The organism is Burkholderia sp. 4M9327F10, from assembly GCF_005503145.1.
Taxonomy (GTDB): Bacteria; Pseudomonadota; Gammaproteobacteria; order Burkholderiales; family Burkholderiaceae; genus Paraburkholderia.
In genome coordinates this window covers 17401-36608 of the sequence record NZ_SCNV01000059.1, presented here as the reverse complement: position 1 = coordinate 36608, position 19208 = coordinate 17401, and the positions used below count along the sequence as shown (strand labels likewise).

Below are 19208 nucleotides of genomic sequence, written 5' to 3'. Positions count from 1 at the left end.
CAGCGCCCCTGGCAGCTTGCTGCTCCACATCGGCCATCCGGCCAGCTTTCCCTCAGGTCGCCCGGCGCGTATCCTTGCTCGTTTATCGGTGAGCGGCGACACAAGTCGCAACGGCCGATCAAGCGATGGAGACGCAGGAAATGAATTTTGATGTGGCGATTGTCGGCAGTGGCCTGGCGGGTCTGAGTGTCGCACTGAATCTGGCGGAGACGCGGCGGGTCGCGGTAATTGCCAAGGTTTCAATGACGGAAGGCGCCAGCGATTGGGCGCAAGGCGGTATCGCAGCCGTGCTCGACTCCGCGGACAGCATCGAAAACCATGTCAGCGACACGCTCATCGCCGGCGGCGGCCTGTGCGACGAAGCCGCCACGCGTTTCATTGTCGAGCACGGACGCGAGGCCATTGAATGGCTGATCGCCCAAGGCGTGCCGTTCACCAAAGACGATGCGGCCGAACTCGGCTTTCACCTCACGCGCGAAGGCGGCCATAGCCATCGCCGCATCATTCATGCCGCGGACGCGACCGGTCACGCGGTGGTCGCCACTCTGAGCGAGCGTGTGCGCCGCCATCCGAACATCACGCTGCTCGAAAACCACTATGCGATCGACCTGATCACGTCGGATCGCCTGGGCTTGCCGGGGCGCCGGTGCCATGGCCTGTACGCGCTCGATCTCGAAAGCGGCCGCACGGTCACCATCGAAGCACCGCACACGGTGCTCGCAACCGGCGGCGCAGGCAAGGTCTACCTCTACACCACGAACCCGGATACCGCCACCGGCGACGGCATCGCCATGGCCTGGCGGGCCGGCTGCCGCGTGTCCAACATGGAGTTCATCCAGTTTCACCCGACCTGCCTGTTCCATCCGTACGCCAAATCGTTCCTGATCTCGGAAGCGGTGCGTGGCGAAGGCGGTATTCTCAAGCTGCCGGATGGCACCCGCTTTATGCCACAGCACGACGAACGTGCCGAACTCGCGCCGCGCGATATCGTGGCCCGTGCGATCGACTTCGAGATCAAGAAGCGCGGCATCGACTGTGTGTACCTCGATATCAGCCACCAGCCGGCCTCTTTCCTGCAAGAGCACTTCCCGACGATTCTTGCGCGCTGCCTCGCGTTCGGCATCGACATCACCAAGGAGCCGATCCCGGTCGTGCCGGCCGCGCACTACACGTGCGGCGGGGTTGTCACGGACCTGGCCGGCCGCACCGATCTGGCGGGCCTCTACGCGGTCGGCGAGACGTCCTGCACCGGATTGCATGGCGCCAACCGCCTTGCCAGCAATTCGCTGCTGGAGTGCCTCGTGATCGGTCGTTCCGCCGCTGCAGCGATCGAAGGGGAAGGCTTCAGCGCCGCCGTCCACGCGCCGCTGCCGGATTGGGACGAAAGCCGCGTGTCCGATCCGGACGAAGAGGTGGTGGTCGCTCACAACTGGGATGAGCTGCGCCGCCTGATGTGGAATTACGTCGGCATCGTGCGCACGGACAAGCGGCTTACGCGCGCGAAGCATCGTCTCGCACTGCTGCGCGACGAAATCCACGAGTACTATGCGCACTTCAAGGTGAGCCGCGATCTGCTCGAGCTGCGCAATCTGGTCGACGTGGCATCGCTAATCGTGGACAGCGCCCGTTCACGGCGCGAAAGCCGCGGCCTTCACTTCAGCCGCGACTGGCCTGCCGCGCTGCCGAAGGCGTTGCCGACTGTGCTGTCGCCGGAGAATGTGCGCAACCGCAATGTCTGACGCACAACGGGGCTGAATCGGATCGAAACCGGAATCAGACGATCCGCATCGAGTAATCCGTTGCGCGCACGTCCTTCGTCAAGGCGCCAATCGAAATGCGATCGACACCCGTCTCGGCAATCGTCCGCACGGTCTCGGAGTTCACGCCGCCCGAGACCTCGAGCACGGCGCGTCCCGCGGTGAGACGCACCGCTTCACGCATGGCATCGAACGAGAAATTGTCGAGCAGCACCGATTGCGCGCGATGCGAGAGTGCCATCTCAAGCTGCTCGAGCGTTTCGACCTCGATCTGGATCGACACGCCTGCGTTCAAGGCAAGCGCAGCATCCATTGCCGCCCCCACGCCGCCCGCCGCTGCGATGTGGTTCTCCTTGATGAGAATGCCGTCATACAGCGCGAGCCGCTGGTTGGCGCCGCCGCCCACGCGCACCGCATACTTCTGCGCGAGCCGCAGCCCAGGCAAGGTCTTGCGCGTGTCCAGAATACGCGTCCGGGTATGAGCAATCGCGTCGACGTAGCGCCGCGTTGCGCTCGCAACACCTGAGAGCATCTGCAGGAAATTGAGCGCATTGCGCTCGGCGGTCAGCAACGCGCGCGCCGGGCCGCGCAGCTCACACACCGGCTTATCCGCCGTCATACGCTCGCCTTCACGATAACGCCACCGCACCTCGATGCGCGGATCGACACTGTGCAGCACTGCGTTGAACCACGGCACGCCGCACAGCACGGCGTCTTCACGCACGATGATGCGCGCGTCGCGCAGCGCGTCGGCCGGCACAAGGCGCCCCGTTTGATCGCCGGCGCCAACATCCTCCGCCAGCGCGTCCGCAACGTTGCGCGCGAGTGCTGCATCAAACGCCGCGCCGTACTGCGCCCGCACCTCTGCAAACAATGGCGAGACCGCGTCAGCCGGATACTGCACCTGATCCTGCTCAGCTACATCTGCTACCGCCATTACGCCGCCCCCACGTTCGAAAACAAGGCCGTGTCCTTCGCCAGATCACCGCTTGCCTGCACACGCGTCTTGCGCCGTGCAGCAAAGTCCAGCATGCGGTCGATCGGCACGCGGGCGCGCTCGCTCACCGCGCGGTCAACGAAGATCTCGTTGTGACCGCGCTCCAGCACGTCAGCCAGGTTTGCCAGTCCGTTCATCGCCATCCACGGGCAATGCGCGCAGCTCTTGCAGGTCGCGCTGTTGCCGGCCGTGGGCGCCTCGATAAAGGTCTTGCCCGGCGCGGCAAGCCGCATCTTGTACAGAATGCCCAGATCCGTTGCGACGATGAAGTGCTTCGCATCGAGCCGTTGCGCGGCATCGATCAGTTGCGTCGTCGAGCCCACCACATCTGCCTGCGCAACCACGCTTTCCGGCGACTCGGGATGCACCAGCACCTTCGCATCCGGATATTGCTCGCGCAGCAGATCGAGTTCGATGCCCTTGAATTCGTCGTGCACGAGGCACGAGCCCTGCCACAGCAGCATGTCCGCGCCGGTCTTCTTCTGAATGTAGCTACCCAGGTGCCGGTCCGGCGCCCAGATCAGCTTTTCTCCGCGCGCATGCAGGTCAGCGACAATCTCTAGTCCGATCGACGAGGTCACCATCCAGTCTGCCCGCGCCTTCACGGCCGCGCTGGTGTTGGCGTAGACCACTACCGTGCGATCCGGATGCGCATCGCAGAACGCGGAAAACTCATCGACGGGGCAGCCGAGATCGAGCGAGCAGGTCGCATCGAGATCCGGCATCAATACACGCTTGTCGGGACTGAGAATCTTCGAGGTCTCACCCATGAAGCGCACGCCGGCCACCACCAGTGTCTTTGCCTCATGATCGCGGCCGAAACGTGCCATCTCCAACGAATCCGCCACGCAGCCGCCGGTCTCGTCGGCAAGTTCCTGCAGCTCCGCGTCCACATAGTAGTGCGCGACGAGCACCGCCTTCTCACGCGCCAGCAACTCGCGAATACGCGCCTTCAGCGCGAGCTTTTCTTCTGCCGATGGCGCGTCCGGCACCTTTGCCCACGCTTGCCCGATACCGCACGTCAGGCCCTGCGCCTGCGGCCGGTCGTATTCGACGCTCCTGATCGCCTGCTGATTCATGATCCCCTCTGCCCTGCTGATTCGCCGCGGATGGCCGTGCGTGATGCTCGTATGCACGTGCTACGGTGCGCGCGCTACGCGTCACGTCCGACGTTTTTTGGCGGCCCAAAAAAGCAAAACCCCGCCAACGCGGGGTTTTGTGACGTAACTAAATTTTAATAGATTTCGTGCTTATGCATAGCGACGCAGGCGCGTTGCAAACTCCTGGAGAGCCTTGATGCCGCTTTGTTCCGCGCGATGGCACCAATCCTGCAACTGCACCAGCAACTGTTCACGCGAAGCGTTCGAACGCTCCCACATGGCGGCCAGCTCATTACGCAGTTCGATATAAGTGCGCAGCTTCTGGCTGTTCGCGAAGATCTGCGGCAACTGACGCTTCTGCGGTTCGTCGAGGCCGGCTTCTTCCTTGTGGAACCAGCTGCGTGCACCGCGCATCAACTGATACTTTTCGCGCGCGCCCACTTCCTTCAGATGCGCCAGTTCCTGGCGATAAGCGCGCTTGAGCGCCTTGCCGTAGCGGGCCATCACTTCATAGCGGTTGGCCAGCACGGCTTGCAGCGTGTCCTGGTCGAGCACCAGCTTGCCGGTGGTCAGGCGCGGCGTGGGCGCAATCTTCTTCACCTTGGCGAGGCGGAACGCCGACATGATGCGGATGTACATCCAGCCGATATCGAACTCGTACCACTTGTTCGACAGCTTGGCCGAAGTCGCATACGTGTGGTGGTTGTTATGCAGTTCTTCGCCACCGATCAGGATGCCCCACGGGAAGATGTTGGTGCTCGCATCCGACGAGTTGAAGTTGCGATAGCCCCAGAAGTGCGCGAGACCGTTGACGACGCCGGCCGCCCAGAACGGAATCCAGATCATCTGCACGGCCCAGACCGTCAGGCCGACGAGGCCGAACAGCGCCACGTTCAGCACCATCATCAGGCTCACGCCCAGAATCGGGTACTTCGTGTAAACGTTGCGTTCCATCCAGTCGTTCGGCGTGCCGTGACTGAACTTGCGCATGGTCTCTTCGTTCTTCGCTTCCGTGCGATACAGCTCGGCGCCTTCCAGCAAAACCTTCCAGATGCCGCGCGTTTGCGGGCTATGCGGATCTTCTTCGGTTTCGCACTTGGCGTGATGCTTACGGTGAATCGCGGCCCATTGGCCGGTCAGCATGCCCGTGGTCATCCACAGCCAGAAGCGGAAAAAATGACTGACTGCGGGATGCAGGTCAAGGGCGCGGTGCGCCTGGCAGCGGTGCAGATACACCGTAACGCCGACGATGGTGATGTGCGTCACCACAAGCGTGTACACCACGAGTTGCCACCAGGAGAAGCGCAGCAGACCGTGGGCAAGAAAATCAAGCAAGGAATTCAGCAAGGCAATTTACCTGTGAAACGAGAGTGACAGGACACCTGAAGACAACGCGCACACAACAACCGAACGGCAACCAAAGATAACCAGGAAACGGCTAACCAAAGTAACCAAAGGGATGATCAAAAACGCGGCGTCAAGAAAGTGAAAGCATACGGCCAGATTGGACGTTATTCTACTTGAACCGTTCCAAGTGTTTGTAACAATTGGGGATTTTTTGTGGCGCATCAACCTGGGGGAAACACGCTGGCGCGCTTTTTTGATACGCCGGCGTGACGCCGGCGCCCCGTCAGGCGGCGCCGTCCGGCTCGCCAGCCACCCCTTCGGTCATATTTGCCGGTCGCGACAGTATGTCGCTCGCGCCCACAATACGCACTTCGCGTTGGGCGAACGGGATCGAAATGCCGTTTTCGCTAAAGAGGCGCCAGATATTGCGGTTGATCGCCGAGCGCACGCCGGCGGTACCGGTCGCGGCGTCCTCGATCCAGAAACCCAGCTCGAGGTTGATCCCGTCCTGCCCAAAGCCCGCCAGATAAGGCGTGGGCGCCGGGTCCCGCAGCACCCGCTCCACCCCGGCGGCCGCTTGCGCGAGCAAGCTCATGGCCTGCTCGACGTCCGAGGTATAAGCGACCTGCACCGCAAGCTTCGCGTAGCCGCGCGTCAGATACGACGACTGGTTCTGGACGACGTCGGTAATCAGCTTTTCGTTCGGAATCAGCGTTTCGATGCCGTCGAGACCGCGCACCACCGTATAGCGGGTGCGGATCTGCGTGACCATGCCCTGCAGACCGCCGGTGTTGATGGTGTCGCCGATCCGCAGCGAGCGGTCGATCAGGATGATGAAGCCGGACACATAGTTGCTGGCGATCTTCTGCAGGCCGAAGCCGAGCCCCACGCCCAGCGCGCCGCCGAACACGCCGAGCACGGTGATGTCGATGCCGACCAGCGACAGGCTGATCAGCACCGCGGCCAGCATGAACAACGCCCGGCCGACCCGCGCCACCACCACTTTCAGATTCGCGTCGAGCGTGCGCGAGCGCATCAGCCGTTCTTCGAATGCCGAGCCGAGCCACATCGCCACGATCATCGTCACGCAGACCCACAGCAGGCCGGTGGAGAGCGACAGCAGCGTCATATGCGCATTGGCGACGCGAAAATGCACGCTGGCCATCCAGTCGAGCACGTCGTCCTGAATGCCCATCACGGTGAGCACCATGCCGATCCAGACGATCAGCGAAACGATTTTCTCGCCGAAGAAAAGCCACGTATGCGCTTCGCCATGGCTCGCAAAGACGCGGCGGGCGAAGAAAAACATCACGTAGATCAGGCCGATGCCGAACAGCGGCACCAGCGCCAGGTCGAGCAGCGCGGTGTGCATGAACGGGCCGGCGACCGCCTGCGCAATCCAGACCAGACCCGCGCCGATTAATGGAAAAAATGCGCGGTTCAGGCTTTCCGCGCCGAAGCGCAGCGCCTGATACCGCGTCTGGCGGCGCAGATCTAGCGTGCGGCGCAGCAGCCAGGCGAGCCCCCAAGCAAGCGCCAGCGTGCCGAGCAGCAGGCCCACCTGCCAGAGCATCACGGGCTGGCCAAAGTCGTGGGCAACGTCGCCGAACAGGTGGGAGAAGATCCGGTTGTGCATGGTGTCGTTGTGGCGCCCGGCGCGGCGCGACTGCCATGACAATTACATCAAATCAAGGCAGCCGGCGCGCCCGCGGCGCTTGCTGCGCCTTAAGCGCGGCGCTCCAGCACGGCGGCGAAAAAGCCGTCGGTGGCGTGGCGGTGCGGCCACAGGGACAGGTAGTCGCCCATCTCGATCTCGACGCGCTGCTCAGCCAGCACGTCGCGCGCCGGCACGAGCGCGAAGCCCGGATGATTGGCGAGGAACTGCGTGACGATCGCTTCGTTCTCCGCTTCCAGAATGCTGCAGGTCGCATACACCAGACGCCCGCCGACCTTCACGAGGCGCGCCGCGCTCGTCAGGATCGACAACTGCTTGGGCGCCAGTTCCGCGATCGATTCCGGCGATTGACGCCATTTCAGGTCCGGATTGCGGCGCAGCGTGCCGAGGCCACTGCACGGCGCATCCACCAGCACGCGGTCGATCTTGCCCGCAAGGCGCTTGATCTTGGCGTCATGCTCGCTGTCGATCAAGACCGGGTTGACGTTCGACAGCCCGCTGCGCGCGAGGCGTGGCTTGAGCTTGGCGAGGCGCCGCTCGGAGATGTCGAACGCGTACAGACGGCCCGTGGAGCGCATCATCGCGCCCAGCGCCAAAGTCTTGCCGCCCGCGCCGGCGCAAAAGTCGACGATCATTTCTCCGCGCCGGGGCGCGACCAGCGAACACAGCAACTGGCTGCCCTCGTCCTGCACCTCGACCCAGCCGTTCTGGAACGCGTCGAGCTTGGTGAGCGGCGGTTTGCCGACCACCCGCACGCCCAGCGGCGCAAACGGCGTCGCGCCTGCCTCGATGCCGGCCTTCGAGAGCGCGCCCAGCACGTCGTCGCGGGTCGCCTTGATCGGGTTGGCGCGCAGGTCCAGCGGCGCCGGGTAGTTCAGCGCGGCGGCCAGCTGCGCCAGCTCTTCGGCCTCGAAGCGCTGCGACAGCGCCTGATAGATCCAGTCGGGCAGATTCATGCGAATCCGCAGCGGCAAACTTTCCGGGTCGATCTTCGCGACGTGTTCGAGCCAGTTGGACTCGGTATCGGACACAAACGGCTTCAGGGCCGAGCGCCCCGCCGTTTGCATCAGGCCGAGCAAGGCCATCCGGCGTGCCGGGCTGCCCGTGCCGCTTTCGGCCAGGTGGGCGAACTCCATGCGCCGGCGCAGCACCGCGAACACCGCTTCAGCGATCACACCGCGCTCGCCGTGCCCAAGCTTCGGGTGGGCGCGAAAAAACCGGCTGGTGGCCGCGTCGGCGGGGCCGGCCAGCTTCAGCACGTCCGCCAGCAGCGTTTCGGTTTGTCCAATCAGAAATCCATGCAGTCTCATACGCCCTCTCCGGCGATCTTGTTGCTATTGATGTCGGCAAAGAGCCATTGCGGCTCCGGCGGCGTCAGCGTGACGCGCAGCCCGTCGAGCGCGAGGCGCCCTTCGACGAACCAGCGCACCGCGCGGGGGTAAATGACGTGTTCGGTAGCCAGCACGCGCTCGGCGAGCGCCGCAGCGTCGTCGCCGTCCTGCACCGGCACGGCCGACTGGATCACGATAGGCCCATGATCGAGCTGTGACGTGACAAAATGGACAGAAGCGCCGTGCAGGCGCACGCCGGCGTCGAGCGCCTGCTGGTGGGTTTTCAGGCCCGCGAAGCTCGGCAGCAGCGACGGATGCACGTTCAGCATACGCGCCGCGTAGTGGTCGACAAAGCCGGACGTCAACACGCGCATGAAGCCGGCGAGCACGACCAGATCCGGCGTGAAAGCGTCAATCTGGCGCGCAAGAGCGGCGTCGAACGACTCGCGGTCGGGAAACTGGCGGTGGTCGACCACCGCTGTGGCAATGCCGTGTGACGCGGCAAACTCAAGGCCCGCGGCGTCTGGGCGGTTGGCAATCACGGCGGCGACTTGCGCCGGCCAGCCTTCGTGCGAGCAGGCGCGCACAATGGCTTCCATGTTGCTGCCCCGCCCCGAAATCAGGATGACAAGTTTTTTCATCCGCGGATTTTATCATTCGGGGGACGCCGGAACGGCGCTGCGCCGCCCCGTCCCGCTTTGAGCGTTTATAATCGTTTGTTTTGCAGCGTCCGCGCATGCGGCATCCGCGCAGGCCGGCTGGTTACACGCTGCCCCACATTTAAAAAGTCGCCCAACCCGCTATTGTGAGAGTCTTCCGCGGTCTTCCCAATGCCGAGAGCCGTGCGCCCTGCGCCCTGACCATCGGCAACTTCGACGGTGTCCACCGCGGCCATCAGGCTCTGCTCGCCCATGTGCGGGCGGCGGCCGACGCGCGCGGGCTGCCCGTCTGCGTGATGACTTTCGAGCCGCACCCGCGCGAATTCTTCAATCCGGCCGGCGCGCCGCCGCGCATCGCCATGCTGCGCGACAAGCTGGAGGCGCTGCGCACCAACGGCGTGGACCGGGTCGTGGTCGAGCACTTCAATCACACCTTTGCCAGCCAGTCGCCGGATACCTTCGTCGAACGGATCATCGTCAACGGCCTGCATGCGCGCTGGGTGATGATCGGCGACGATTTCCGCTACGGCGCGAAGCGTGCGGGCGACTTCGGCTCGCTGAAAGCGGCGGGCGAGCAGCACGGCTTTGAAGTCGAGCAGATGGCGACCGTCGCAGACCCGTCCGGCGCGCGCATCTCCAGCTCGGGTGTGCGCGCGGCGCTGGTGGCGGGCGATCTCGACGCCGCGCGTGCCGCGCTCGGCCGCGATTACCTGATCAGCGGCCACGTGGTGCACGGCATGAAGCTCGGCCGCGACCTCGGCTTTCCCACGCTGAACCTGCCGATCGCCCACAAGCGCCCGGCGCTGGCGGGCATTTTCGTGGTGCGCGTACACGGCATCGAGGCAGAACCGGTGCCGGGCGTCGCAAGCCTCGGCCTGCGCCCTACCGTCGACGATTCCGGCCGCGTGCTGCTTGAAGTCCATCTGCTCGACTGGCATGGCGACGCTTACGGCAAACTCGTACGGGTCGAATTCCTGAAGAAGCTGCGTGATGAGGAAAAGTACATCGACCTCGAAACGCTAACCGCCGCCATCGCCCGCGACGTCGCCAACGCGCGTGCGTGGTTTGCGGCGGTAGGCACCGGCACGCCGGGCAGCCGCTCGACCGGCTTCGCGACTTCAGCCACGGATCGAATTAGATAGCCGCCGCGGTGCGTGCCGGCGCTCTCAGGATTGAGCGCAGCACGCGCCCTCGCCGCGCGCATCGAAGGGCGTCCGTGGATCACGGAACAGGCCTGCCGGGCGCGCCCAACGCCCCGCGCTTCGTGCGCAAATCGCGCACTTACCGCGCATCGAAAGAATTCACCGCGACCACACCATGAGCAACAAGAAAGCCGATTCGAAACCGCAGTCCCGCTACCCGGTCAACCTGCTCGACACGCCGTTTCCGATGCGTGGCGACCTGCCCAAGCGCGAGCCGCAATGGGTCAAGGAATGGCAGGAACGCAAGGTCTACGAAACGATCCGGGCGGCTTCCAAGGGGCGCAAGAAGTTCGTCCTGCACGACGGCCCGCCGTATGCCAACGGCGACATCCACCTCGGCCACGCGGTGAACAAGATCCTCAAGGACATGGTCGTCAAGGCGCGCAATATGGCCGGCTTCGACGCGGCCTACGTGCCGGGCTGGGACTGCCACGGCATGCCCATCGAAATCCAGATCGAAAAGCAGTTCGGCAAATCGCTGCCGGCCGCCGAGGTGATGCAGAAGGCGCGCGCCTACGCCACCGAGCAGATCGAAAAGCAGAAGCTCGGTTTCCGCCGTCTCGGTGTGCTTGGCGACTGGGACAACCCGTACAAGACCATGAACTTCTCGAACGAAGCCGGCGAAATCCGCGCGCTCGCGAAGATCATTGAAAAGGGCTACGTGTTCCGCGGCCTGAAGCCGGTGAACTGGTGCTTCGACTGCGGTTCGGCGCTGGCTGAGGCGGAAGTCGAGTACGCGGACAAGACCGATCCGACCATCGACGTGCTGTTCGCCTTCGCCGACCCGGAAAAGACCGCGCAGGCGTTCGGCCTCGCCGCCTTGCCGCGCAGCGAAGGCGGCATCGTGATCTGGACCACGACGCCCTGGACGATCCCCGCCAACCAGGCGCTCAACGTCCATCCGGAGATCGTCTACGCGCTGGTGGATACGCCGCGCGGCCTGCTGATCCTCGCGCAGGAGCGCGTCGAAGCGTGCCTGAAGCAATACGGCCTCGAAGGCCATGTGGTCGCCACCACCACGGGCGCGAAGCTCGCCAACCTGCGCTTCCATCACCCGCTTGCTTCCGCGCATCCGAGCTACAAGCGCACTGCCCCGGTCTATCTCGGCGACTACGTGACGACGGAAAGCGGCACCGGCATCGTTCACTCGTCGCCCGCTTACGGGGTGGAAGACTTCGTGTCGTGCAAGGCGCACGGCATGGCCGATTCGGACATCATCAACCCGGTCATGGGCGATGGCCGCTATATCGAATCGCTCGCGCTGTTCGGTGGCCTGTCGATCTGGGCAGCGAATCCGAAGATCGTCGAAGCGCTCGGGAACGCCGGCTCGCTGCTGCGCACCCAAAAGTACGAGCACAGCTACATGCACTGCTGGCGTCACAAGACGCCGATCATCTACCGCGCCACCTCGCAGTGGTTCGCCGGCATGGATGTGAAGCCGAACGACAGCGGCAAGACGCTGCGCGAAACCGCGCTCGAAGGCATCGAGAACACCGCGTTCTACCCGTCGTGGGGCAAGCAGCGCCTCTTCAGCATGATCGCCAACCGCCCGGACTGGACGCTGTCGCGGCAACGCCAATGGGGCGTGCCGATGGCCTTCTTCGTCCACAAGGAAACCGGCGAGCTGCATCCGCGCACGCTGGAATTGCTCGAAGAAGTCGCGCAACGCGTCGAGAAGGCCGGCATCGAGGCGTGGCAATCGCTCGATCCGCGCGAGCTGATCGGCGACGACGCCAACCTGTATGAAAAGAACCGCGACACGCTCGACGTGTGGTTCGATTCGGGCACCACGCACTGGCACGTGCTGCGCGGCTCGCACAAGGACGAACTGCAGTTCCCGGCCGACCTGTATCTGGAAGGCTCGGACCAGCACCGCGGCTGGTTCCATTCGTCGCTGCTGACCGCCTCGATGCTCGACGGCCGTCCGCCCTACAACGCGCTGCTCACGCACGGCTTCACCGTGGACGGCGAAGGCCGCAAGATGAGCAAGTCGCTCGGCAACGGCATCGACCCGCATGAAGTGGCGAACCGCCTGGGCGCGGAAATCATCCGCCTGTGGATCGCCTCGACCGACTATTCGGGCGAACTGGCGATCTCGGAGGAAATCCTCAAGCGCGTGACGGAGAGCTATCGCCGCATCCGCAACACGCTGCGCTTCCTGCTCGCCAATCTGTCGGACTTCGACTTCGAGAAGCACGCGCGCCCGGTCGAAGACTGGCTTGAGATCGACCGCTATGCGGTGGCGCTGACGGCCAATCTGCAGACGGATATCCTCGCGCACTACGACAAGTACGAGTTCCACCCGGTCGTGGCCAAGCTGCAGACGTTCTGCTCGGAAGATCTCGGCGGCTTCTACCTCGACGTGCTGAAGGACCGCCTGTACACCACGGCAGCGGACTCCGTTGCGCGCCGCGCCGCCCAGACTGCGCTGTATCACATCGCCCAGGGTCTGCTGCGCATCATGGCGCCGTTCCTGTCGTTCACCGCAGAAGAAGCGTGGAAGGTGTTCCAGCCGGGTAGCGAAACGATCTTCACCGAGACCTATCACGCCTATCCGGAAGTCGCGGACGCCGCCGCCCTGCTCGAGAAGTGGACGCTGCTGCGCGCGGTGCGCAGCGACGTCACCAAGGCGCTGGAAGAAGCCCGCGTGGCGAACCTGATCGGTTCGTCGCTGCAGGCGGAAGTCGAAATCCGCGCGAGCGGTGCGCGCCACGACGCGCTGGCGAGCCTCGGCGCAGATCTGAAGTTCGTGCTGATCACCTCCGCGGCAACGGTCGTGAAGGTGGATAGCGAAGCAGGCGAAAGCGTCGAAGTGGTCGCATCGAAATATCTGAAATGCGAACGCTGCTGGCACTACCGCGCCGACGTCGGCGAGAACGCCGAACATCCGTCGCTGTGCGGCCGGTGCTTTAGCAATCTGTTTGGCAGCGGCGAAACGAGGAGCGCGGCATAATGGCAAGAACCCTGTCGAAACCTGCCAGCGGTTCGCTGGCGCCGTGGCTCGGCGTGGCGCTGATCGTGATCCTGTTCGATCAGCTCACGAAGATCGCAGTGCAGAAGGTGTTTGCCTACGGTGTACCGCATGAGATTGCGCCGTTTTTCAACCTCATCCTCGTGTACAACCGCGGCGCCGCCTTCAGCTTCCTAGCCATGGCCGGCGGCTGGCAGCGCTGGGCGTTCACGGGCCTTGGCATCGTCGCAGCGCTGGTGATCTGCTATCTGCTCAAGCGCCACGGCGCGCAGAAAATGTTCTGCGCAGCATTGGCGCTGATTCTGGGCGGCGCGCTCGGCAACGTGATCGACCGGCTGGCTTATGGCCACGTGATCGACTTCCTCGATTTCCACGTGGGCAACTGGCACTGGCCGGCGTTCAACCTCGCCGACAGTGCGATTACGATCGGCGCGATCCTGCTCGTGCTCGACGAATTACGGCGCGTCCGCAGCTCGCGCTAACGCTGTTGCTCGCTGTTGTTTTGTCTCGGAGGCTTTCGTTGGCAACCGCAGAACTTGCAGGCAAACATCTCGTCCTCGGCATGAGCGGCGGGATTGCCTGCTACAAGATCGCCGAACTCACGCGCCTGCTCACCAAGGCAGGCGCCACCGTGCAGGTCGTCATGACCGAAGCGGCCACGCAGTTCATCACTCCCGTCACCATGCAGGCGCTCTCGGGCCGTCCGGTCTACACGAGCCAGTGGGACGCGCGCATCGCGAACAACATGGCGCATATCGATCTGTCGCGCGAAGCCGATGCGATTGTTATCGCGCCCGCCTCGACGGATTTCCTCGCCAAGCTGGCGCACGGCATGGCCGACGACCTGCTCTCGACGCTTTGCGTGGCGCGGGATTGCCCCTTGCTCGTCGTGCCGGCGATGAACCGCCAGATGTGGCAGAACCCGGCCACGCAGCGCAACGTCACGCAACTGCGTGCCGACGGCATCCAGGTGCTCGGCCCGGATTCCGGCGCGCAAGCCTGCGGCGAAGTCGGCGACGGCCGGATGCTGGAGGCTGCCGCCACCTACGAAGCAATTGCCTCGTTTTTCCAGCCGAAGATTCTTGCCGGCCGCCGTGTCCTGCTGACCGCCGGCCCGACCTTCGAACCGCTGGATCCGGTGCGCGGCATCACCAACCGCTCGAGCGGCAAAATGGGTTTTGCGCTGGCGCGTGCGGCCCAGCAGGCCGGAGCCGACGTGCATCTGATCGCCGGGCCGGTTGCGCTGGAAACGCCGTGGGGCGTGTTCCGCGAGGACGTGCAAACGGCCCAGCAGATGCATGACGCGGTCATGCGCGCGGTGCCTGACTACGACATCTTCATCGGCGTGGCGGCAGTGGCCGACTGGCGCGTCGATCATGTCAGCGACCACAAGATCAAGAAGACCGCCGGGCGCGCCATCCCGGCCTTCAACTTTGTTGAAAACCCGGACATTCTGGCAGCCGTGGCGAAGCTGCCGCACCCACCGTTCTGCGTCGGCTTTGCGGCGGAGAGCGGCGATCTCGAAGTACACGGCGAAGAAAAACGCGTGCGCAAGAATGTGCCGCTTCTGATCGGCAATCTTGGTCCGCTCACCTTCGGCCTCGACGACAACGAAGTCGTCCTGTTCGAAGCGGGCGGCGCGACGAAGCTGCCGCGCGCGGACAAACGGACCCTCGCGGGCGCCCTGATCGCCGAAATCGCGAAGCGACTGCCGGATACGAGCCTGATCCGGTAAAAGATCCGGCAACGAACGCGCTCGCCTTGCCGGAACCTCGAGTCATCTTGGAGCAGTACTGTCATGACGCTACTTTCCGTGCTCGATCAAACGCCCGTGATCGACGGGCACTCGGTGGCGGACGCGATTGCCGCCACCGTCGAACTGGCGCAACTGGCCGACGATCTCGGCTATACGCGCTACTGGTGCGCCGAACACCACGGGCTGCGCGGCGTGTCCAATCCCAGTCCCGAGGTGATGCTGGCGCGCCTGGGCAGCGTCACCCAACGCATTCGCCTGGGGTCCGGCAGCATCATGCTGCCGTACTACAGCCCGTTCAAGGTTGCCGAGCAGTTCATGATGCTCGAAGCGCTGTTTCCGAACCGCATCGACCTGGGTGTCGGCCGTGCGCCGGGCGGCGACATGCGCACCGCGCAAGCGGTGGCCGCGGGCGACTATAACCGCGGCGAGATCTTTCCCCAGCAGGTAGCCGATCTGGTCGGCCTGCTGAATGGCACACTGCCCGCCGATCATCTAGCGAACGGCGTGCTGCTGCAGCCGCAGGTCGAAACCCGTCCGCAACTCTGGATGCTCGGTTCGAGCGAATTCGGCGGTTTGCTGGCTGCGCAACTGGGCATTCGTTTCGCGTTCGCGCACTTCATCAACGCACACTTCGGCCATCAGGTCGCGCAGGCGTATCGCGAGCGCTTCAAGGCGGGCAACGAAGCGCAGCCGTATCTTGCAGCGGCGGTGTTCGTGATCTGTGCCGATACGGAACAGGAGGCGGCGGACCTGGAGAAGGCCGTCGACCTGCGCCGCGTGCAGATGGCCTACGGCCTGAACGCGCCGATTCCCAACATCGAACAAGGCCTCGCCCAGGAATACGGCGAGCGCGAGCAACTGGTGATTGACCGCGAGAAACCGCGCAGCATTATCGGCACGCCGCAGAGCGTGACCGAACGCATGCTCGCATTGCAGGAGCAATTCCAGGCCGACGAACTCGTGGTGCTGACCGTGGCGGGCAGTTACCGCGCGCGGCTGCGCTCCTACGAACTGCTCGCCGACGCGTTGCAGCTTGGCCGCTAAACCGGTCACATGCCGAGCTTTTATCCCGCTTTTTTGGCCCTCTATCCACTTATCCGAACTGCATGAAACTTGACCTGAAGATTCTCGACGCGCGCATGCGCGACCAACTCCCCGCCTACGCCACGACCGGCAGCGCCGGCCTCGACCTGCGCGCGTGCCTCGATGAACCGCTGACGCTGCAGCCCGGCGAAACGGCGCTGGTGCCGACCGGTCTCGCGATCCACGTCGGCGATCCCGGCTACGCGGCGCTGATCCTGCCGCGCTCGGGCTTGGGCCATAAGCACGGCATCGTGCTGGGGAATCTGGTGGGTTTGATCGACTCGGATTACCAAGGCCAACTGATGATTTCGACGTGGAATCGCGGGCAGACCACGTTCACGCTGAATCCGATGGAGCGGCTCGCGCAACTCGTGATCGTGCCGGTCGTACAGGCCGAATTCAATATCGTCGACGATTTCGAGCAGAGTGAACGCGGCGCGGGCGGCTTCGGCAGCACGGGCAAGCACTGAAGCACGGGGCTTTTTTAAAGCTCTTTCACGCGCACGCAAAGCGTTGCGGCCCGGATAAAAAAACGGCGTGGACCTCAATGGTCCACGCCGTTTTTACTTAGCCGCTAAAGTACAGCCAGAAAACCCCTTACTCGATTTCGACTGCTTCCGGATTCGGATTGCGCGGCGCCGGGGTTTCGTCGAACGTGAGCTGCACCTTGTCTTCGGCATCCACATCCACCGACACGCGGCCACCGTTCATCAGCTTGCCGAACAGCAGTTCGTCGGCCAGCGCACGACGGATCGTGTCCTGGATCAGACGCTGCATCGGACGCGCGCCCATCAGCGGATCGAAACCGTGCTTGGCGAGATGCTTGCGCAACGCATCCGTGAACAACGCGTCGACCTTCTTCTCGTGCAACTGATCTTCCAGTTGCATCAGGAACTTGTCGACCACGCGCATGATGATTTCTTCATCGAGCGAGCGGAAGCTGATCGTTGCGTCCAGACGGTTGCGGAACTCCGGCGTGAACATACGCTTGATGTCCACCATCTCGTCGCCGGTTTCGCGGCGCGTGGTAAAGCCGATCACCGATTTGCCCATGGCCTCGGCACCCGCGTTCGTCGTCATGATGATGATGACGTTGCGGAAATCCGCCTTGCGGCCGTTGTTGTCCGTCAGCGTGCCGTGGTCCATAACCTGCAGCAGCACGTTGTAGATGTCCGGATGCGCCTTCTCGATTTCGTCGAGCAGCAGCACGCAATGCGGCTTCTTGGTCACGGCTTCCGTCAGCAGACCACCCTGGTCGAAACCGACATAGCCCGGCGGCGCGCCAATCAGACGGCTCACCGCATGACGTTCCATGTATTCGGACATGTCGAAGCGGATCAGCTCGATACCCAGCGTGAACGCCAGTTGCTTGGCCACTTCGGTCTTGCCGACCCCGGTCGGGCCGGAGAACAGGAACGCGCCGATCGGCTTGTCCAGCTTGCCGAGGCCTGCGCGCGCCATCTTGATCGCCGCCGACAGCGCGTCGATAGCCGGGTCTTGCCCGAACACCACGCTCTTCAGGTCGCGATCCAGCGTTTGCAGCTTGCTGCGGTCGTCTTGCGACACGCTTTGCGCCGGCACGCGTGCGATCTTCGAGATGATTTCCTCGATCTCGCCCTTGCCGATGGTCTTCTTCTGCTTCGACTTCGGCAGGATGCGCTGCGCCGCGCCCGCTTCGTCGATCACGTCAATCGCCTTATCCGGCAGATGACGATCCGTAATGAAGCGCGCCGACAATTCAGCCGCCGCCGACAGCGCACCCGACGAGTACTTCACGCCATGGTGCTCTTCGAAGCGCGACTTCAGGCCACGCAGGATCGCCACCGTCTGCTCGACGGTCGGCTCGGTCACATCGACCTTCTGGAAGCGGCGTGACAATGCCGCATCTTTTTCGAAGATGCCGCGGTATTCGGTGAACGTCGTGGCGCCAATGCACTTGAGCGTGCCCGAGGACAGCGCCGGCTTCAGCAGGTTGGATGCATCCAGCGTACCGCCCGATGCGGCGCCCGCGCCGATCAGCGTATGGATTTCGTCGATGAACAGGATGGCGTGCGGGCGTTCCTTCAATTCCTTGAGGACCGTCTTCAGGCGCTGTTCGAAATCGCCGCGGTATTTCGTACCGGCGAGCAGCGCGCCCATGTCGAGCGAGTACACCTGCGCATCGGCCAGGATATCCGGCACTTCGCCGCGCGTAATGCGCCAGGCGAGCCCTTCGGCGATCGCCGTTTTGCCGACACCGGCCTCGCCGACCAGTAGCGGATTGTTCTTGCGCCGGCGGCACAGCACCTGCACCACGCGCTCGACTTCCGATTCGCGCCCGATCAGCGGGTCGATGCGGCCGTCTTTCGCCATCTGGTTCAGGTTCTGCGTGAACTGGGCCAGCGGCGTTTCTTTCTGCGCGGCGGCTTCGTCAGACTCGGCATTCGCATCGCTCGCCTTGGCGGCGTCGGTGCTGCTGGTCTTGGCGATACCGTGCGAGATGAAATTCACCACGTCGAGACGCGTCACACCCTGCTGTTGCAGGTAGTAGACGGCGTGCGAGTCCTTCTCGCCGAAGATCGCCACCAGCACATTTGCGCCGGTCACTTCCTTCTTGCCATTCGAGGTGGACTGCACATGCATGATGGCACGCTGGATCACGCGCTGGAAACCCAGCGTGGGCTGCGTGTCGACGTCGTCCGTGCCCGGCACGGTCGGCGTGTTGTCATGAATGAAGTTGCGCAGGTTCTGGCGCAGATCCTCGATGTTGGCCGCGCATGCGCGCAACACCTCTGCTGCCGTCGGATTGTCCAACAGGGCCAGTAAAAGATGTTCGACCGTAATGAACTCGTGCCGCGCCTGGCGTGCTTCCATGAACGCCATGTGCAAGCTGACTTCCAGTTCCTGGGCAATCATGCTTCCTCCATCACACACTGCAGCGGATGCCCGGCCTGCCGTGCGTGGGTAACGACTTGCTCGACTTTGGTCGACGCGATGTCCCGCGTATAGACCCCACAAACTCCCCTGCCTTCGCGATGCACCTTCAACATAATCTGCGTTGCGGTTTCACGATCTTTATTGAAGTATTCCTGCACGATCATCACGACAAATTCCATTGGCGTGAAGTCGTCGTTCAACAGCACCACCTTATACATGGAGGGCGGCTTCAGCTTTTTTTCCTGCCGCTCCAGTACGGTGCCGTCCTGCTTGTCCGGGATAATTGCCATACACCCATTCTAAACAACTCGGACAGGCCCGCAATCCTGTCAAAACCCCACCGGCAGTCCGGCGATCCCTTGTTCGTCCCCACGTAACGGCGCTGCCTGTCACGCGTGCGTCTTGCACGGAGCC

The 19208-nt window shown here is 63.6% G+C and carries 15 protein-coding genes; 7 read left to right on the top strand and 8 right to left on the bottom strand.

Going from position 1 to position 19208, the window contains the following annotated elements; genetic code table 11:
* Positions 1-140: 140 nt before the first annotated feature.
* Positions 141-1739, top strand: a complete 1599-nt coding sequence (gene nadB, locus FFS45_RS33920; protein ID WP_137959004.1) for an L-aspartate oxidase — start codon at positions 141-143, stop codon at positions 1737-1739.
* Positions 1740-1773: 34 nt separating this feature from the next.
* Here nadB and nadC read toward each other — a convergent pair whose 3' ends face one another.
* The 6 genes from nadC to purN all read right to left on the bottom strand — a co-directional run bounded on the left by nadC (position 1774) and on the right by purN (position 8848).
* Positions 1774-2694 carry a carboxylating nicotinate-nucleotide diphosphorylase gene (gene nadC / locus FFS45_RS33915; RefSeq protein WP_137959003.1) on the bottom strand — a complete coding sequence of 307 codons (921 nt, stop codon included), beginning with the start codon at positions 2692-2694 and terminating at the stop codon, positions 1774-1776.
* On the bottom strand, positions 2694-3833 hold the full coding sequence (nadA, locus tag FFS45_RS33910; protein ID WP_137959002.1) for a quinolinate synthase NadA: 1140 nt from the start codon (positions 3831-3833) through the stop codon (positions 2694-2696). The genes nadC and nadA overlap by 1 nt, the downstream gene beginning before the upstream one ends.
* Before the next feature lie 171 nt (positions 3834-4004).
* Entirely contained in the window at positions 4005-5201 is a 1197-nt protein-coding gene (locus FFS45_RS33905; RefSeq protein ID WP_137959001.1) for an acyl-CoA desaturase, read from the bottom strand.
* A 283-nt stretch (positions 5202-5484) separates the two neighbouring features.
* Positions 5485-6837 carry a mechanosensitive ion channel domain-containing protein gene (locus tag FFS45_RS33900; RefSeq protein ID WP_137959018.1) on the bottom strand — a complete coding sequence of 451 codons (1353 nt, stop codon included), beginning with the start codon at positions 6835-6837 and terminating at the stop codon, positions 5485-5487.
* 89 nt (positions 6838-6926) lie between these two features.
* The gene (locus tag FFS45_RS33895) at positions 6927-8186 is read right to left on the bottom strand and encodes an RsmB/NOP family class I SAM-dependent RNA methyltransferase (RefSeq protein ID WP_137959000.1); all 1260 of its coding nucleotides are present in this window, start codon (positions 8184-8186) and stop codon (positions 6927-6929) included.
* On the bottom strand, positions 8183-8848 hold the full coding sequence (gene purN, locus FFS45_RS33890; RefSeq protein WP_137958999.1) for a phosphoribosylglycinamide formyltransferase: 666 nt from the start codon (positions 8846-8848) through the stop codon (positions 8183-8185). Before purN ends, FFS45_RS33895 begins: the two co-directional genes overlap by 4 nt.
* Positions 8849-9012: 164 nt before the next feature.
* On the opposite strand from purN, the gene FFS45_RS33885 reads away from it, so the two are divergent.
* The 6 genes from FFS45_RS33885 to dut all read left to right on the top strand — a co-directional run bounded on the left by FFS45_RS33885 (position 9013) and on the right by dut (position 16348).
* Positions 9013-10008, top strand: coding sequence for a bifunctional riboflavin kinase/FAD synthetase (locus FFS45_RS33885; protein ID WP_137958998.1), 996 nt, complete (start codon positions 9013-9015; stop codon positions 10006-10008).
* Positions 10009-10183: 175 nt separating this feature from the next.
* A complete protein-coding gene (gene ileS / locus FFS45_RS33880; RefSeq protein WP_137958997.1) occupies positions 10184-13021 on the top strand; it encodes an isoleucine--tRNA ligase in 2838 nt (945 codons plus the stop codon).
* Positions 13021-13521, top strand: a complete 501-nt coding sequence (gene lspA, locus FFS45_RS33875) for a signal peptidase II (protein ID WP_137958996.1) — start codon at positions 13021-13023, stop codon at positions 13519-13521. The genes ileS and lspA overlap by 1 nt, the downstream gene beginning before the upstream one ends.
* Before the next feature lie 38 nt (positions 13522-13559).
* Positions 13560-14774, top strand: a complete 1215-nt coding sequence (coaBC, locus tag FFS45_RS33870) for a bifunctional phosphopantothenoylcysteine decarboxylase/phosphopantothenate--cysteine ligase CoaBC (RefSeq protein WP_137958995.1) — start codon at positions 13560-13562, stop codon at positions 14772-14774.
* Between the two features lie 63 nt (positions 14775-14837).
* Positions 14838-15839: an LLM class flavin-dependent oxidoreductase gene (locus FFS45_RS33865; protein ID WP_137958994.1), complete on the top strand. Its 1002-nt coding sequence runs from the start codon at positions 14838-14840 to the stop codon at positions 15837-15839.
* A gap of 62 nt (positions 15840-15901) precedes the next feature.
* Positions 15902-16348: a dUTP diphosphatase gene (gene dut / locus FFS45_RS33860; RefSeq protein ID WP_137958993.1), complete on the top strand. Its 447-nt coding sequence runs from the start codon at positions 15902-15904 to the stop codon at positions 16346-16348.
* 127 nt (positions 16349-16475) lie between these two features.
* Here dut and clpA read toward each other — a convergent pair whose 3' ends face one another.
* Positions 16476-18773: an ATP-dependent Clp protease ATP-binding subunit ClpA gene (gene clpA, locus FFS45_RS33855; protein WP_137958992.1), complete on the bottom strand. Its 2298-nt coding sequence runs from the start codon at positions 18771-18773 to the stop codon at positions 16476-16478.
* A complete protein-coding gene (gene clpS / locus FFS45_RS33850; protein ID WP_074300583.1) occupies positions 18770-19084 on the bottom strand; it encodes an ATP-dependent Clp protease adapter ClpS in 315 nt (104 codons plus the stop codon). The genes clpA and clpS overlap by 4 nt, the downstream gene beginning before the upstream one ends.
* Positions 19085-19208 lie beyond the last annotated feature (124 nt).

Excerpts from the sequence above, each read along its gene's own strand:
- nadC (WP_137959003.1), bottom strand. The coding sequence starts at position 2,694 with ATGGCGGTAGCAGATGTAGCTGAGCAGGATCAGGTGCAGTATCCGGCT.
- lspA (WP_137958996.1), top strand. The coding sequence starts at position 13,021 with ATGGCAAGAACCCTGTCGAAACCTGCCAGCGGTTCGCTGGCGCCGTGG.
- dut (WP_137958993.1), top strand. The coding sequence starts at position 15,902 with ATGAAACTTGACCTGAAGATTCTCGACGCGCGCATGCGCGACCAACTC.
- purN (WP_137958999.1), bottom strand. The coding sequence starts at position 8,848 with ATGAAAAAACTTGTCATCCTGATTTCGGGGCGGGGCAGCAACATGGAA.
- ileS (WP_137958997.1), top strand. The coding sequence starts at position 10,184 with ATGAGCAACAAGAAAGCCGATTCGAAACCGCAGTCCCGCTACCCGGTC.
- FFS45_RS33900 (WP_137959018.1), bottom strand. The coding sequence starts at position 6,837 with ATGCACAACCGGATCTTCTCCCACCTGTTCGGCGACGTTGCCCACGAC.
- nadA (WP_137959002.1), bottom strand. The coding sequence starts at position 3,833 with ATGAATCAGCAGGCGATCAGGAGCGTCGAATACGACCGGCCGCAGGCG.
- nadB (WP_137959004.1), top strand. The coding sequence starts at position 141 with ATGAATTTTGATGTGGCGATTGTCGGCAGTGGCCTGGCGGGTCTGAGT.
- clpS (WP_074300583.1), bottom strand. The coding sequence starts at position 19,084 with ATGGCAATTATCCCGGACAAGCAGGACGGCACCGTACTGGAGCGGCAG.
- clpA (WP_137958992.1), bottom strand. The coding sequence starts at position 18,773 with ATGATTGCCCAGGAACTGGAAGTCAGCTTGCACATGGCGTTCATGGAA.
- FFS45_RS33895 (WP_137959000.1), bottom strand. The coding sequence starts at position 8,186 with ATGAGACTGCATGGATTTCTGATTGGACAAACCGAAACGCTGCTGGCG.
- FFS45_RS33865 (WP_137958994.1), top strand. The coding sequence starts at position 14,838 with ATGACGCTACTTTCCGTGCTCGATCAAACGCCCGTGATCGACGGGCAC.